We start from the raw sequence: 14,781 nt of genomic DNA, 5'->3' as shown, positions 1-14,781 counted from the left end.
ATGACACACCGGGGTAAAGAAAACATGCATTCCGCGAGATACGTAAAACTTTAAATATAAGGTTAACAACACCGTGATCCCGGCGCCGTTTTCGCAACATTTTTCCCGGCCATTCATTAACCCGTTGTCCACGGGATTCGCCTAGCTTTTCCGGCGATCCGACGATCAAGGAGTTAGAGTTCATGCGTGGCGAAAACGGCATCGCCTTCTCAATGCCTGGCGGCGACGTGTCGGGAACCGGGCCGGCACGGCCTGTGGATATGGCCCATCTGGCCCGCCAGACGATGGGCGATCGTGGCCTAGAGCAGGAGGTGCTCGCCCTGTTCGTGCAGCAGGCGTTGTCGGTGCGAGACAGGATAGCCGACGCCGATGTCCGGGAAAGGCTGTTTCTGGCACACGGGCTGAAAGGCTCTGCCCGGGGGGTCGGCGCCTTCGCCATCGCCGATTGCGCCACCGCCATCGAGCGTCAGCCCGAAGACCCCAGCACGCTCAAGCGCCTTGGCGCGCTGATCGAGGAAGTGCGCGATTTCATCGCAGCCATCAACCGCTAATTCCAGTTTCCAAAAAAACGGCATAGAGCGGCGTTTTTGCACGGCAGTTGACTTGTCTGCCGGAGTGATTATCTCGGCTGGGACTTCCCTTCAGGTGACAAATGACCAAGCTGACCTTCATTGCCCACGACGGCACGCATTTCGACGTGGATGCCGAGAACGGCTCGACCGTCATGGAAAACGCGATCCGCAACGCGGTGCCAGGGATCGAGGCCGAATGCGGCGGCGCCTGCGCCTGCGCAACCTGCCATGTCTATGTCGACGAGGCATGGACAGCTGAAGTCGGCGAGCCGGAGGCGATGGAGGAGGACATGCTGGACTTCGCCTACGACGTCCAGCCGAACTCACGGCTGTCCTGCCAGATCAAGGTGCGCGATGCGCTGGATGGACTGGTCGTGCGCGTGCCTGCTCGCCAGGGCTGACGTCACGGCCCAATGATTTTCCCGGCGACAGCTTGGCAGCGGGCCAATGGTCATGCAGTGTCGCGCCAGTTTGGCACAAGGCGCATCGCATGACCGACACGATCAAGACGGACGTTCTCATCGTCGGGGCAGGGCCGGTCGGCTTGTTCGCCGTGTTCGAGCTCGGCCTGTTTGACATGAAATGCCACCTGATCGACATACTCGACCGGCCCGGTGGGCAATGCGCGGAACTCTACCCGGAAAAGCCGATCTACGACATACCAGGCTGGCCCTCGATCTCGGCGCAGGGGCTGGTCGACAAGCTGCTTGAGCAGATCGCGCCGTTCAAGCCTGAATTCACCTATAATCGCATGGTTTCGAGCCTCGAAAAGCTGGATGACGGCGGCTTTCGCGTCATCACCGACGAGAACGAGGTGTTTGAAGCCAAGGTGGTGGTGATCGCCGCCGGCGGCGGCTCATTCCAGCCCAAACGTCCGCCGATCCCGGGCATCGAGGCCTATGAAGGAAAGAGCGTCTTCTATTCGGTTCGCCGGATGGAGGATTTTCGCGGCCACGATATCGTCATCGTCGGTGGCGGCGATTCGGCGCTTGACTGGACGCTGAACCTGCAACAGGTGGCGAAAAGCGTGACGCTGGTCCACAGGCGCCCCGAATTCCGCGCCGCCCCAGACAGCGTCAACAAGATGTATGCCATGCAGGAGAGGAAGGAACTGGCTTTCCAGGTCGGCCAGGTGACCGGCCTGACCGGCGCCGATGGCCTGCTTTCATCGGCGACCATCAAGGGGCCTGACGGCGATGTCGAGGTGGCGTGCACGCGCATGCTGCCGTTCTTCGGTCTGACCATGAAGCTCGGTCCGATCGCCGACTGGGGGCTCAATCTTCATGAGAACTTGATCCCGGTCGATACCGAGAAATTCCAGACATCGGTGCCGGGCATCTTCGCTGTCGGCGACATCAACTGGTACCCCGGCAAGCTCAAGCTGATCCTGTCGGGGTTCCATGAGGTGGCGCTGATGGCGCAGGCGGCAAAGCGCATCATCAGCCCGGGCGAGCGCATCGTATTCCAGTATACGACCTCGTCGACCAGCCTGCAGAAGAAGCTCGGCGTCCACGATTGACGTGCGTCGTCGCGGGCTTACTCCGCAAGAACCGGCGCCGTCTCCGCATGGCCGCGAAGCGGTTTTTCCGGCATCAGCCCGAGCGCGACCAGCGCCAGGACCAGGGTCACGGCCGCAGCGAGGAAGATCATCGCGAATGCGGCGGCGTCGGCAACGGCGCTGGTCGTGCGCGCGCCTTCGCTGGCCAGCGGCAGGCCGTAGCCCAGCGCGACCGCGCCAAGCATGGCGACCCCAAGGGCGCTGCCCAATGAGCGAAGGAAGGTCAGCACACCGGTGGCGACGCCGAGATGCCGCTGATCGACGGCGTTCTGAACCGACACGGCGGCAACCGGAAACGTCGTTCCGCTTCCGAGGCCAATGCATGTCGTCAGGATTTCGACCACCAGCAGGGAGGCATGTCCCGCCACAAGGCTAAGCACGCCGAGACAGGCTATGGCGAAAGTGACCCCTGCCATCGCGATCCGCTTGTAGTGAACGAAGTGCGGCATCGCGCGGCCGCTGAATGTCGCGCCGGCAACGGTACCGAGCATCAGCCCCAGCATGGCTATGCCCGATTCGCCAACCGACAGCCCGATGACCGATTGCAGATAGACCGGCAGGTAGACTGCCAGGCCGATATTGGCGGCTTGCAGCAGGAACATGGACAATGTGCCGGTCAGGACGATCGGATTGCCAAGCACTTCGAGCGAGATGAGCGGCTCTGCCGCCTTGAGCAGCCGCAGCGCGAAAGCACCCCAGAACATTGCCGAACAGGCAAGCAGCCCAAGGATTTCGCTGGACAGCCAGGGGTAGGTGCTGCCGCCCCAGTTCAGCGCCAGCAGCAGCAAGGCCGTCGCCACCACAAGCAGCAATGCGCCCAGCCCGTCGATGCGATGATGCTTTGCCGCGATCGGCAGCTTCTTCAGCGGCTTGTTGATGATCGCCATGGCCAGAAAGCCGAGTGGCAGGTTGATCCAGAAGATCAATGACCAGTGCAGATGTTCGGCGAAGCCACCGCCGAGCAGCGGCCCGGCGATGCTGGCGACGGCCCATGTGCCTGCGATCCAGGCGGAATAGCGGGCCCGTTCGCGCGGCGGCACAAGGTCGCCGATGACGGTCTGCGCCAAAGCGAAAAGGCCGCCGCCGCCGGCGCCCTGGATCGCCCGGCCGATGATCAGCACGAGCATGTTGGGGGCCATGGCGCTGACAAGCGAGCCCGCTAGAAAGATGAGGATCGCCGCATAGACGGTCGGCCGGCGCCCATGGACGTCGGAGATCTTGCCATAGAGCGGCGCCACCGCGGTTGCGGTCAGGAGATAGCCGGTCACGATCCAGGGCAAATATTGGGCATGGCCGAGCGCATGCGCGATGGTCGGCATGGCTGGTGCGACAATGGTCTGGTCGAGCGCCGCCAACAGCATCGACAACAGCACGCCGCCGATGATGGCGTTCTTCTCGCTCTCTGTCAGCGGTAATGGGGGCACCATCGTCGCCTGCTTGTCGACAGCCAGGTCCATCGTCTTAAGTCTTTCATGGGCTTGCGTGCGTCCCCGGAAGCCGGTCCGGTGCGTCTGCCGCGTCGATTGTTGTCTGGTGGTTCTGGGGTTTCGCCTTGGCCAACCTGACATATGTCGTCCCGTATAGGCCGATTTCGACAGGGGCTCGAAAGTTTTTCCGGCCTGGCACCATGCTTCGGCGAAATTGGCTCGCGCTGGCGCGTTCCCTGACCCGGCGAAATCTCAGGTCGGTGGCAACCGGCCGTTCTCGATACGCTCGATGCGATAGCGCAGCAGCCGGGTGATGCGGCTTTCGAAATTGACGCTTTCGACGCGGTCGAACCGCAGCTGATCCTGGTCATGCCTGGCAAGCATGGCTGCGGTGATCTCGGCAGCCTTCGCCTTGGCCTCCTGGCAGGTCTTCTGCGGATAGCTCGCTTTCAGCGCTTGCTCAAGCGCCCCGGCATGGTTCTTGGCGATCTCGACATGGCGTTCCTCGTGGCGCTTGATGTCGGAAGACAGAGTGTCCCAGAACAATCTTACGCCGGCATCAGCCTTGCGCGGACGACGCCACTCCGGGAGGATCACCTTGACCTTGACGGTCACGGTGGCGGCGACGATCCGGCAGGAATTCGCATTCTCCGCGTAGCCGACACGCGTGGTGAAGGCCATTTGCGTGGCGCCGGGATGCCTCATCCCGGTGCTTTTCACGCGAGGCCCATGTTTGGTGAGCTGAGTCTCGATGTCGTCGAGCGTCCTGCCGCCGACGGGAAAATAGCTGTATGTTTTCACCAATGACGCCGCCGCCGCGGGCAAAGCGACCATTGCGAGCATCAGAGCGCAGAGCAGGGGGCGTTTCATCATGTTGCCTCTTCAGCTACCTTGCTTTACGGCCGTCGTCGACGCAACGGATTTGATCTTTGGCGGATCACACATGGTTGATGGACAATGACGACAAGGCGATGGCAGTTGGCGCACGGACGCCATCTCGACCTTGGCGGCAAGTCCGTGATCGTCGGCATCCTCAACGTCACGCCGGACAGTTTTTCCGACGGCGGGCTGTTCGTCGCGCCCGAACAGGCGGTAGCCCAGGCACACCGCATGATGGAGGAGGGGGCCTCGGTCATCGATGTCGGCGGAGAATCAACGCGCCCCGGCGCCGCCGCTGTAAACGCAGACGAAGAACAGGCTCGCGTGCTGCCGGTCATCGAGGCGCTCGCCGGGCTTGGCACAGTGCTGATTTCGGTCGACACCTATCGCGAGGACACCGCCCGGCTGGCGGTGGCGGCCGGCGCGCATATCGTCAACGATGTCTGGGGCCTGCAGCGCGAGCCGGGCATCGCGCGCGTCGCGGCCGAAACCGGCGCCGGGCTTGTCATCATGCACACCGGGCGTGACCGGCAAAAACTGCCCGACGTGATCGAGGATCAGTTTTTCTTCCTTAGGAAATCACTGGAAATCGCCCGGCGAAGCGGCGTTGCCGACGACCACATCGTGCTCGATCCGGGCTTTGGCTTCGCCAAGGAAACAGCGGAGGAAAACCTCGACCTGATGGCGCGGTTTTCCGAGCTCGATGCGTTGGGCTTTCCATTGATGGCCGGCACGTCGAGAAAGCGCTTCATCGGCACTGTTACCGGCCGCGACGCTTCGGCAAGGGGTGCGGGGACCGCGGCAACGAGCGTCATTCTGAGGCTCAGGGGCGCACAGCTTTTTCGCGTCCACGATGTCGCAATCAACATGGATGCGCTGGCCATTGCCGATGCTATGCTGGCGCGAGATGTCCGGGGAAGCTGAGCGATGTATGTCATCCGTATGAAGAACTGCGCCTTCTTCGCCCGGCATGGCGTGCTGGACGAGGAGGAAACGCTCGGCCAGCGTTTTTACGTCGATGCCGCCCTCACGGTAGAACCGGGCCGGGCGCTGGTTGATGATTCCATCGACGACACGGTCAATTACGGCATTGCCTTCGCGGTGATCGAAAAGATCGTCACCGGCGAGCGGCGCTTTCTGATCGAAGCGCTGGCACTGGAGGTGGCCCGGGCTCTGACGGCGCGGTTTCCGCAGATCAAAAGGGCCGAAATCACCGTGCGCAAGCCGAATGCGCCGGTGCCCGGTGTGCTCGATCATGTCGAGGTGACCGTTGTCTGGCCAGAATAATACCGTCTACCTCAGCCTTGGCGGCAATCTCGGCGATCCGGCAAAGTCTATGGCTGCGGCGCTGCGCATGTTGGATGGCGACGAGAAGACGCGTGTCGTCGCGGTCTCCTCGCTTTACCGGACGCCGCCCTGGGGCAAGCTCGATCAGCCGGATTTCCTCAATGCGGCAGCCGAAATATCAACTGCGCTTACACCGCGTGCGTTGCTCGATCTCTGTCTCGACGCCGAGCGCAGACTGAAGCGGGTGCGCGAGGAACGCTGGGGACCGCGCCTGATCGATATCGACATATTGGTGTTCGGCGATCGCATCATCCATGAGACGGGGCTGGAAGTGCCGCATCCGCGCATGCTGGAACGCGCCTTCGTGCTGGCGCCGCTGGCCGAGATCGCGCCTGGCCTCGCCGTCGGCGGCAGGAGCGTGGCGGAGCGGCTTGCCGCCGTTGATACAGCTGGCATAGAGCGATTGCCGTCCGGCCGCGACTGGTGGCTCGCCTGAGGCCGGCAGGCTCAGCAAGAGATCAGCCGGAGAACCCGCCGCCATCGAGGAACGCCTGTTCCTCCGGCGTCGTTTCGCGGCCAAGCATCCTGTTGCGATGCGGAAAGCGGCCGAAGCGCCGGATGATCTCCAGATGCTCCTCAGCATATTTCAGATACTCGGGCGCCTTGGTGGCCGTCAGTTCCACCGACCGTTCTTGATCGTCGAGCAGCTCCGAATGCTCATAGGGCAGATAGAGGAAAACACGCAAATCTTCGTCGAGCGCCAGATCCTGGCCGGCGGCGATGGCTTTTCCGGCAAAGTATCTCGCCAGCGGGTCGGTCGCATACATGTGCCCGGTGCCGCGAAAGCAGTTTCGCGGAAACTGGTCGAGCAGGATCATCAAGGCGAGCGAGCCTTCGGCATGGTTCGACCAGTCGTCGCATTCGCGCCGGGCAGCGGCATAATGCAGGTCGAGAAATCGGTTGCGGAAGTCGGCATCGAAGGCGTCGTTCTTCTCGAACCATGCATCCTTTCCGGCGTCACGCCAGAATTGGGCGACCGCAAGGGCCCGCTCGTCCATTTCGATCATCTGCGGGCTCCTCAGTCGGCCGGTTCGGATTTATGCAGCACGTCGGCGGTCTCCTCATTGAGCGCCTGGCCGGCGCGCCGCGGGGTGCTGAGCGGCGTCGGAATGGGCGTGCCGATATTGCCTTTGAGGAAGCGCGCCCCAGCGCGAACGCCTTCGGCGAGCTGCAACTCGAAACGGGCGGCGTCGCGGCGGCGGACATCCTCGATGACCTCGGCGACGTCTTCGGGATCGACGCCAAGCGCCTCAAGGGTGGAACCGCCGAAGACAAGGGCCGATTCGAAGGTTTCGCGCAACTGGAAGTCGACGCCGGCCCGGATGAGCTGCAGCGCGGTTCCGCGATCGAAAGCGCGTGCCAGCACCGTCAGCAGGGGAAACTCCGCCTTGATCAGCTCAGCGATGCGGACGGCGGCATCGGGCTTGTCGACGCAGATCAGCACGGCGCGCGCCCGGCCAGCACCCGCGGCGCGCAGAATGTCCAGCCGCGTGCCGTCGCCATAATAGACCTTGAAGCCGAAATCGGCCGCCGCCTGGATCATCTCGACCTCATTGTCGATGATCGACACGTCGATCCCGCGCAAGAGCAGCGGCTGGCTGGCGATCTGGCCGAAGCGGCCGAAACCGATGATCAGTACGCTGCCGGTCAGGCCGTCGGCAATGTCGACCCCTTCAAGCGATTGCTCGTCGCGTGGCGTCAGATAGCGCAGCGCCAGGATGGCCAGCGGCGTCAGCACCATGGAGATGATGACGATCGCGGTCAGGGTCGCATTGGCCTGGCTGTCGATGATGCCGACCGCCGCCGCGGCGGAATAGAGAACGAAGGCGAACTCGCCGCCTTGCGCCATGAAGACGGCACGCTCTAACGCCTCCCGGTGGCCGGTCTTGAGCATGCGGGCGACGAGATAGATGCCGATCGCCTTCATTACCATGTAGGCAACGACATAGATGGCGACGAGCCGCCAGTTTTCCGCGACCACATTGAGGTCAAGCGACATGCCGACGGCCAAGAAGAAGAGGCCGAGCAGGATGCCCCGGAACGGCTCGATGTCGGCCTCGAGCTGATGGCGAAAGGTGGATTCCGAGAGCAACACACCGGCCAGGAAAGCGCCCATTGCCATCGACAGACCCGAGAGCTGCATGGCAAGCGCCGACCCCAGTACGACCAGAAGTGCGGCGGCGGTCATCACCTCGCGAGCGCGGGAATCGGCCAGGATGCGGAAGAATGGGTTGAGCAGATAGCGCCCGGCCAGCACCAGCCCGACGATCGCGGCAAGACCGATGCCCACCTCCGTCAGCCGCTCCGTCAGGCTCATATGGGCGCCGCCCGGCGCCAGGAATGCGATCAGGGCCAGCAGCGGTACGATCGCCAGATCCTCGAGCAGCAGGATGGAGACGATGCGCTGGCCCTTGGGCGCGGCGATTTCGCCACGCTCTTCCAGAAGCTGCATGACGATCGCGGTCGAGGTCAGCACGAATCCGGCGCCGGCGACGAAGGATTGCGAGACCGGAAAGCCGCCCGCCAGGCCGACCCCGGTCAGCAACAGCGCGCACACGCCGACCTGCAATGCCCCGAGGCCAAAGATTTCGCGCCTGAGGCCCCAAAGCCGCGACGGCTGCATTTCCAGCCCGATGATGAACAGGAACATGACGACGCCGAGTTCGGCGACATGCAGAATGGCTTGCGATTCGGCAAAGATACGAAGTCCGAACGGGCCGATCACCACGCCGGCGGCGAGATAGCCGAGGATGGATCCAAGCCCCATGCGCTTGAAAATCGGTACCGCGACGACACCTGCGGCGAGCAATGCCACCACCTGGATCAGTTCGCTACCCGATGCTTCTGCCGCCATGCCTGCCGTTCCGCTCGCTTTCTAGCGATCGCCTGGATTGGGCGATCGAGCGGCCAAGATAGGGGCTTCGGGAGAGATCGAACAGTGCCAATTCGGGACGTGGCGCAACTCGTGTTGCCGGCGCGTCACACAAGGTTGTGGTGCCGTCGCGTGAGTCTGCGAAGCTCTGCTCTAGAGGGTCAGCATTGCTGGCGGCGCTGGGCGTTCAGTTCGGGGCGATCGAGCCGACTTCGACAGCATCGATCCGCTTCAGCTTCATGCCGATGACCGGCACCAGTTGCTCGTCGACACGCACCGCGACCGTCACCGTCATCGAATTGTCGTCGGGCACGAGAGCCTGCATGACGCCGCGCAACTGGTTGCGGTTGATGGTGAAAACGACCTTGTGCGGGTCAACCACGTTGCCGCCGATGATGTCGAGGCCGGAGCCGGCGGCGCCACCCATGAAGCTGCCCTTGTAGCCCTGGCGGCCCTTGTGCTGCACGGTCGCCGACATCTGCTGGGTGAACACGCCGACGCGGCAGCCGCCGTCGAGCGACATGCCGACCTTGCCGTCAGGCGTCGAGCCGGTGAAACTGCAGGTGAATTTGGTGCCTTTGTATTTGCCGGCGACGATTTCTCCCGGGCCGACCCATTTGCCTTCGACCGATCGGAAGAACTGCTTGTCCGGCTCTGCTCCAAGGGCTTTCCCGGCCAGGCCGGCGGTTGCGGCCAGCGCGACGGCCATGGGCAGGACGCTGGACAGAATTGCGCTTTTCATCGACAACACCCGGCAACAAAGAGATCAGTTTGGAACCCACCCGACCATGAACAAGATTGGTTAATGCTTGGTGACCGCTTAAGCCTTTTGCGGCCATGTCGAACCAATTGGCATCGTGCAAATGCGGGCAGACAAACGGCATATCCTCCCGAAAACCGGAATCGATTTCAACGGGGATCACGCGCAAGGATCAAAGCACTACAACCGCCTCTGGAACGCCCGAAGGATACGCGGTTCTTCACTTGTCGGGGGTTGTTTCACTTTCTTTCTTCGTTGCAAACGATGTCAGCGCGGACAGGAAATCGCCCAATCCCGGCCGCCTCGCGGCGCTGAAGGGCAGGGGTCTTGCAGTCTCCATCGCGGCGATGCCGATGCGCGCCGTCATCATGCCGTTGACGACGCCTTCGCCGAGCTTCGCCGAGAGCCGCGCGGCAAGGCCATGGCCAATGATCTGCTGCACGAAACTGTCACCGACGGCAATCGAGCCGGTGACCGCCAGATGGGCGAGAACGCTGCGCGCCAATCGAAAGAACCCGAGCGTGCCCGGCCGGCCACCGTAGAGCTCCGACAGGCGGCGAATCAATCGGCCGGCTTCGAACACGACATAGGCGACGTCGACCAGCGCACGCGGGCTGACGGCCGTCACCAATGACACGCGCTTTGCCGCATCGAGGATCATTGCCTTGGCGCGCGCATCGAGCGGCCCGAGGATTTCAGCCTCGGCCAGCCGCACCAGATTGCCGCCATCGATGATCTCGCCGCGCAACTCGGCCAGTGCGCGCCTGCCGGCCGCGGTTTCGGGTTTGGCCGCGACAAAGGCGGAAAGTTCGTCGACCACGGCGCGCGCGGCCTTCGGGTCGTCGCGGGCGATGGCGTCGAGCGCTCGTTTCTGCAGCTTTTCGACCTCAGCGAGACGGGAGATCGCCAGGAATTCGCGGACGAGAATGACCAACAGAGCCAAAACCGCGATGGCGGCCATGCCGGCGGCCAGCCAGCCCAGCCATTGCGCACGCTGGAACAGGTCGCGAATCAGCTGGTCAGTCCACAGACCGACGGCCAGCGAAACCAGCACGCCCATGGCGCCGAAGAATATGCTGCCGAGCAACGAACGCTTGCGCGGCGCGACTGCCGGCGGTGGTTCCGCGGCGATGATGTCGGGTTCGTCGAAGACGTCGATCTCGGCGGGCACGACGACCGCGACGTCGGCCTTTACCGCGCGGGGTTTTCGCACAGCCTGTGTGTCGGGGCGGCGACCTTCCGGTGCTTCCTTGCCCGGTGCTTCCTGGATTGGCGGAGCTTCCGGCTCGATGCGGAATGCCGCCGGCTTGCGCGGCGCGGTCATGCCAGATGATCTCCGATCAGGAACTGCACGGCGCGGTCGAGCCTGATATGCGGCAGCGACAGCGTGACGCCTTCGGCGGTGCGTTCGAGTTTTGGCGGGCGAAAGCGTACGAAGCGAATCGCAGGGTCGTCACCGCTCTGCCGATGGTCTGGCCCAGAGATATCGAAAACAGCATCAGCTTTCTTCGGTAAGTCTCCGGGAAATATGGCTGTTTCTGTTTTTCCGTCAAATGTTTCACCGTTGATTTTCTCGCCTTTCAGCGGCGTGCCGATGATGACCGGCAGCGTTTCGCGGCCTTGCTTGACCGTGCCTTCGCGCGTCGCGCGCACGGCAGCCATGGCGACCACATCGACATCGGCGCCGGTGAAATTCGCCCGCGCTACGGCGCGGTCGGCGAGCCGCCGCACGATTGCCTGCAGCCGGTCGTGGCTTTCATGATGCAGATGGTCGGCCTTCGTCGCCGCCACCAGGATGCGGTCGATGCGCCTTGAAAAAAAATCCGTCAGGAAATTGCCCCGGCCGGGACGGAAACAGGCGAGGATCTCGGTCACCGCGCGCTCCAGATCGGCCATCGCGCCTGGACCGGCGTTCAGGGCCTGCAAGGCGTCGATCAGGACGATCTGACGGTCGAGGCGGGCGATGTGTTCGCGGAAGAACGGTTTGACGACATGCGTCTTGTAGGCCTCGTAGCGCCGCTCCATCATCGCTTGCAGCGAGCCAGAACGCGCCCGCCGGTCGCTCAAGGTCGGCAAGGGCGCGAATGTCAGCGCCGGCGAGCCCTCAAGGTCGCCGGGCATGAGGAAGCGGCCGGGCGGCAAGGTCGAAAGCGCCCGTTCATCGAGCTTGCATGCCTTGAGGTAGGCGGCGAAGCTCTCGGCGAGGCGGCGCGCCGTCATCTCGTCGGCGTCCACGTCGGGGTCGACCGCAGCGGAGAGGGCCCGCCATTCCTGCGAAAGCTCCATGCGCACCGGCAACACGGCCATCTCGAAGGCTTCGCGTGAGAAATCGGCGTAGGATTTGCCGAGCAGCGGCAGGTCGAGCAGCCATTCGCCGGGATAATCGACGATATCGACCGACAATCTGCCTGATGAAAACATGCGGCTCCAGCCGGAGGCCGATTCATATTCGATGGTCAGCCTGAGCTCGGAAATGGCGCGCGTCGAATCCGGCCACAGGCGGTCATTGACCAAGGCGACGACGTGATCCTCGTACTGGAAGCGTGGTACGGCGTCGTCAGGCTGCTCTTCCAGGAAAGCCCGGGCTATTCGTCCCGATTTCTGCGCCTCGAACAGGGGCAGGCGCCCGCCATGGATCAGGTTGTGGACGAGAGCCGAGATGAACACCGTCTTGCCCGCGCGCGAAAGTCCGGTCACGCCAAGGCGCAGCGACGGTGAAAAAAGCCCGGCGGCGCGCCCCGACAGCGTATCCAGGGCAATCCTCGCCTCGTCGGTGAAAGTGGTCAGCGATGATGCCAAATCTGCTCTCTTGGACTCCCGTGGCCTCCGATATAGGCCTTGCATCGCAGGTTTGAAATGGCGTCAGGGTTCGGTCGGCGTCATAAAGGCTTCGAGATAGCCTGCACCTTGAGCGGCATGGGCAAGATTGCCTGGAAAACGGACCACCGCCAGGCCGGACGTTGGGAAGCCATGGTTCAGCAACCCCCGTGCCGCCTCGTCGCCGTCGCCCGAAAGTGCCAGTGCGAGATCCTCCGTCATCGGGTTGTGGCCGATGACGAGCAGGGAGTCTGGCCCGCCCGAGCCTGGCCCCCCATTGTCGCGGACGGCGGCCAGATAGGCGGCGGCGTCCTCGCTGTAGAGCGTGTCGAGGAACAGCACCCGGCCGGTATCGGTGTGTCCGGCCAGGCCTTCCAGCGTTTGGCGCGCCCGCTTTGCATTGGAGCAAAGGGTAAGATCGGGGGTGTAATTGCGGATCCGCATGAGGGTGCCCATCATTTCGGCATCGGCGACGCCCGATGCATCGAGCGGGCGATCGAAGTCGCGGACGCCGGGCAGCGCCCATCCGGCTTTCGCATGCCTCAACAGATAAAGTCTGCTCACCAAACCCCCGTTCGTGTCGGCGTCAAGCGCCAGGACTATAGCAGGATTAGCCATGAGAAAGGCTTGGCGCACAATGGCTGGCACCATTCAAACCTAACGAATCATAAGCGAATTCGGTCTTGCCCTTCATGCGAAGGATGTCGCCGATGCCATTCGGTCCGACATTAACAATTGCGTGAAACTGTCGCGGATTGCGCTTGTGCAGCCTTCGGTCCGCGAATATATAGGCGCCAAATTTGGGGTTGTTGGGTGAGTCGAATGAACGACATCGTTACCGCCGATTACGTACCCTCCGAAGACGAGCCGTTCATGAACGAACGGCAGAAATCCTACTTTCGCCTGAAGCTCGTCACCTGGAAGAATGACATATTGCGCGAAGCGCGCGAGACTCTCGAAATCCTGCAGCAGGAAAACGCCAACCATCCCGATCTGGCTGATCGCGCCTCGTCGGAAACCGACCGCGCCATCGAACTGCGCGCCCGCGATCGTCAACGAAAACTCATTTCAAAGATCGATTCGGCACTCCAGCGCATCGATGAGGGAACTTACGGCTATTGCGAGGAAACCGGCGAACCCATCGCGCTGAAACGCCTCGATGCGCGTCCGATCGCAACCTTGTCGATCGAGGCGCAGGAGCGCCACGAGCGCCGCGAGAAGGTCTACCGCGACGACTGAAGCGTAGCTTTCGGGCAAGATTAGTCATCAATGGCCGGGATATCCCCGGCCATTTTTGTTTGGCTATTTTTTCTGACTGGAAAGCTCGCCGAGAAGTCTCGTCATCTCGTCATCCAGGGACTGCGGCGCCTTCGCCGCCGGTTTGCCCGCAGGCTTGCTGGCCGGCGATTCGTCGAGCGAGAACTCAAGCTCCTGCATCAGCGTATCGTCGACGGAGGCCTGGTCGGCCGGCGCCGGCGCGTGTCGAGCGACACTGCCATTTCCTGATCCATAGGCGGGCAGCGGAGCGATGGCCGCCGGTTTGGACGGCTGTGTTGCCGGCTTTGGCGCTGGTTCCATCTGGCGGGGGCGGACAGGCGTTGGTGCGGCACTTGCCGACTGCTGCGGTGCCTGCTTCACCGGCGCGGGAGCAGGTTGAGGTGGGCGTGGCCGCGGTGCCGGCTGATGGCCGCCGCCATCTCCGGTCAGCGCAGGGCGGCGCGGCGCGGCCAGCCTGATGTCACGTTCGACGACGACATCGGTCGGGCCGCCGATCAGCAGCAGGTGCTCGATATCGTCGCGGCGCACCAGAACCAGCCGGCGGTGACTGTCGACAGCTGTGGCGTCCATGACGGCCAGCCGCGTCTTGCGGTTTCTGCCGCCTGCAACGAATGTTCCGAAGGTCAGGCTGCGGAAAAGCTTGATGATGATGAGAACGATGACCAGAAGGACAAGCGCGGCAAGCGCCCACAGGATTGCTGCGGCATAACCAGGACCCGCCACGCTATCCAGCCACTGCAGCATCGGTGCCCCCAAAACGGCTTTCGAAGAAACGCGACACTAGACCGTTGCGGCACGCTACCGCAAGTTGCCTTTGTCGCATCGTGAACGGCGTGAAACGCCAAGCGCGTCGCCTTTGAACGGATTCATGCGAGGCGCATCAGGTCTTGTTTTTATGCCTGTCGTTGTCGCAAAACCGCTGCGCACTTTTGCGCGACATGGATTAGCCGCCGAACGCGTCATTTTTAGGGTGGATTTGCCGCCGAGGCCTTTTCGAGGCATTGAGAATGTGATTCAACCGGGCAGGGGCAAGTACCGGAATTCACAAGCAGGGGCATATGGCCAAGGAAACGCGCGGCGATTTCTATCCGGTACCTATCGTCGACCAGAACACGCGACCGGGTGCGGTTGCCCGGCTCATCGTCTTCATCGTCGTCCTGACGGGCGCCGCGATCGTTTTCGGCCTGTTCCGCGAGCGTCTTGGCGATCCCTTCCTGCTTGGAATGCTTGGCGTGCTGGCAATGATCGGCGTCGGCTTCCTGTTCGCCACC

General features: G+C 62.9%; 17 protein-coding genes. 8 read left to right on the top strand and 9 right to left on the bottom strand.

Going from position 1 to position 14,781, the window contains the following annotated elements; all coding sequences use genetic code 11:
* The first annotated feature begins 182 nt into the window (after window positions 1-182).
* From C9427_RS04235 to C9427_RS04225, 3 genes are all read left to right on the top strand, one after another.
* Complete coding sequence (locus C9427_RS04235; protein WP_097573765.1) at window positions 183-551, top strand: Hpt domain-containing protein; 369 nt, start codon at window positions 183-185, stop codon at window positions 549-551.
* Window positions 552-652: 101 nt separating this feature from the next.
* A complete protein-coding gene (locus C9427_RS04230) occupies window positions 653-973 on the top strand; it encodes a 2Fe-2S iron-sulfur cluster-binding protein (RefSeq protein ID WP_006334837.1) in 321 nt (106 codons plus the stop codon).
* A gap of 89 nt (window positions 974-1,062) precedes the next feature.
* Window positions 1,063-2,091, top strand: a complete 1,029-nt coding sequence (locus tag C9427_RS04225; protein WP_107647943.1) for an NAD(P)/FAD-dependent oxidoreductase — start codon at window positions 1,063-1,065, stop codon at window positions 2,089-2,091.
* 17 nt (window positions 2,092-2,108) lie between these two features.
* On the opposite strand, the gene C9427_RS04220 is transcribed toward C9427_RS04225, so the two are convergent.
* Window positions 2,109-3,587 (bottom strand): MDR family MFS transporter, encoded by a 1,479-nt coding sequence (locus tag C9427_RS04220; protein WP_107647942.1) that lies wholly within the window; start codon window positions 3,585-3,587, stop codon window positions 2,109-2,111.
* A 222-nt stretch (window positions 3,588-3,809) separates the two neighbouring features.
* The gene (locus tag C9427_RS04215) at window positions 3,810-4,430 is read right to left on the bottom strand and encodes a DUF922 domain-containing Zn-dependent protease (RefSeq protein ID WP_107647941.1); all 621 of its coding nucleotides are present in this window, start codon (window positions 4,428-4,430) and stop codon (window positions 3,810-3,812) included.
* 84 nt (window positions 4,431-4,514) lie between these two features.
* Between C9427_RS04215 and folP the strand changes: the two genes are divergently transcribed.
* From folP to folK, 3 genes are read left to right on the top strand one after another with little or no spacing between them, the layout of a single operon-like run.
* Window positions 4,515-5,360: a dihydropteroate synthase gene (folP, locus tag C9427_RS04210; protein WP_107647940.1), complete on the top strand. Its 846-nt coding sequence runs from the start codon at window positions 4,515-4,517 to the stop codon at window positions 5,358-5,360.
* 3 nt (window positions 5,361-5,363) lie between these two features.
* A complete protein-coding gene (gene folB, locus C9427_RS04205) occupies window positions 5,364-5,723 on the top strand; it encodes a dihydroneopterin aldolase (protein WP_107647939.1) in 360 nt (119 codons plus the stop codon).
* The gene (gene folK / locus C9427_RS04200) at window positions 5,707-6,219 is read left to right on the top strand and encodes a 2-amino-4-hydroxy-6-hydroxymethyldihydropteridine diphosphokinase (protein ID WP_107647938.1); all 513 of its coding nucleotides are present in this window, start codon (window positions 5,707-5,709) and stop codon (window positions 6,217-6,219) included. Before folB ends, folK begins: the two co-directional genes overlap by 17 nt.
* Before the next feature lie 22 nt (window positions 6,220-6,241).
* On the opposite strand, the gene C9427_RS04195 is transcribed toward folK, so the two are convergent.
* From C9427_RS04195 to C9427_RS04170, 6 genes are all read right to left on the bottom strand, one after another.
* Window positions 6,242-6,790: a DUF924 family protein gene (locus tag C9427_RS04195; RefSeq protein ID WP_167434244.1), complete on the bottom strand. Its 549-nt coding sequence runs from the start codon at window positions 6,788-6,790 to the stop codon at window positions 6,242-6,244.
* Between the two features lie 11 nt (window positions 6,791-6,801).
* Complete coding sequence (locus C9427_RS04190) at window positions 6,802-8,637, bottom strand: monovalent cation:proton antiporter-2 (CPA2) family protein (RefSeq protein ID WP_107647937.1); 1,836 nt, start codon at window positions 8,635-8,637, stop codon at window positions 6,802-6,804.
* Between the two features lie 205 nt (window positions 8,638-8,842).
* Window positions 8,843-9,397, bottom strand: a complete 555-nt coding sequence (locus tag C9427_RS04185; RefSeq protein ID WP_107647936.1) for a hypothetical protein — start codon at window positions 9,395-9,397, stop codon at window positions 8,843-8,845.
* A 238-nt stretch (window positions 9,398-9,635) separates the two neighbouring features.
* Complete coding sequence (locus C9427_RS04180) at window positions 9,636-10,739, bottom strand: YcjF family protein (RefSeq protein WP_107647935.1); 1,104 nt, start codon at window positions 10,737-10,739, stop codon at window positions 9,636-9,638.
* On the bottom strand, window positions 10,736-12,214 hold the full coding sequence (locus C9427_RS04175; RefSeq protein WP_107647934.1) for a YcjX family GTP-binding protein: 1,479 nt from the start codon (window positions 12,212-12,214) through the stop codon (window positions 10,736-10,738). The genes C9427_RS04180 and C9427_RS04175 overlap by 4 nt, the downstream gene beginning before the upstream one ends.
* A gap of 63 nt (window positions 12,215-12,277) precedes the next feature.
* The gene (locus tag C9427_RS04170; protein ID WP_107648182.1) at window positions 12,278-12,796 is read right to left on the bottom strand and encodes a SixA phosphatase family protein; all 519 of its coding nucleotides are present in this window, start codon (window positions 12,794-12,796) and stop codon (window positions 12,278-12,280) included.
* 258 nt (window positions 12,797-13,054) lie between these two features.
* Between C9427_RS04170 and dksA the strand changes: the two genes are divergently transcribed.
* Window positions 13,055-13,471, top strand: coding sequence for an RNA polymerase-binding protein DksA (dksA, locus tag C9427_RS04165; RefSeq protein ID WP_006202025.1), 417 nt, complete (start codon window positions 13,055-13,057; stop codon window positions 13,469-13,471).
* Between the two features lie 63 nt (window positions 13,472-13,534).
* On the opposite strand, the gene C9427_RS04160 is transcribed toward dksA, so the two are convergent.
* Window positions 13,535-14,254, bottom strand: a complete 720-nt coding sequence (locus C9427_RS04160) for a flagellar biosynthetic protein FliO (protein ID WP_167434243.1) — start codon at window positions 14,252-14,254, stop codon at window positions 13,535-13,537.
* Between the two features lie 314 nt (window positions 14,255-14,568).
* On the opposite strand from C9427_RS04160, the gene C9427_RS04155 reads away from it, so the two are divergent.
* Window positions 14,569-14,781, top strand: a 213-nt coding sequence (locus tag C9427_RS04155) for a hypothetical protein (protein WP_146172496.1), incomplete at its 3' end; no start/stop codon positions are given.

Source organism: Mesorhizobium helmanticense, assembly GCF_003034915.1.
Taxonomy (GTDB): domain Bacteria; phylum Pseudomonadota; class Alphaproteobacteria; order Rhizobiales; family Rhizobiaceae; genus Mesorhizobium; species Mesorhizobium helmanticense.
The sequence above is the reverse complement of the archived record's forward strand: the minus strand, read 5'-3'. Positions and strand labels throughout refer to the sequence as shown.